At 62.5% G+C, this 307-nt stretch carries 1 protein-coding gene; it reads right to left on the bottom strand.

The genetic code is table 11. From position 1 onward, the window contains the following. Window positions 1-73: 73 nt before the first annotated feature. Window positions 74-307 (bottom strand): aldehyde dehydrogenase family protein (locus ACXIUA_RS02420; protein ID WP_457976015.1); only part of this gene is annotated, 234 nt, incomplete at its 5' end.

The following is a 307-nucleotide window of genomic DNA, read 5'->3' as shown; positions in this document are numbered from 1 at the left end:
CGCACCGGCCAGGCCGTATTCGGTGTCGTTGCCGATCTCGATGGCCTCGTCAACCGGGCTTGTTCCGAGTTATTTAACGACGATCCTCGAACCAACCGGTAACAGCCGGTGCTGTGTTCTCGTAGACCAGCTTGGCTTCGGTGTACTCCTCCAGGCCGGTCGGGCCCAGCTCGCGGCCAAGACCGGACTGACCAAAGCCACCCCACTCGGCCTGTGGCAGGTAGGGGCCAAAGTCGTTGATCCAGACGGTACCGTGACGCAGCTCGCGGGAAACGCGCTCAGACACCTCGCGGTTGGATGACCACAC

This window comes from Corynebacterium sp. UMB8791 (assembly GCF_054166365.1).
Note: the sequence above shows the minus strand (reverse complement) of the source record. Positions and strands in the feature narration are given on the sequence as shown.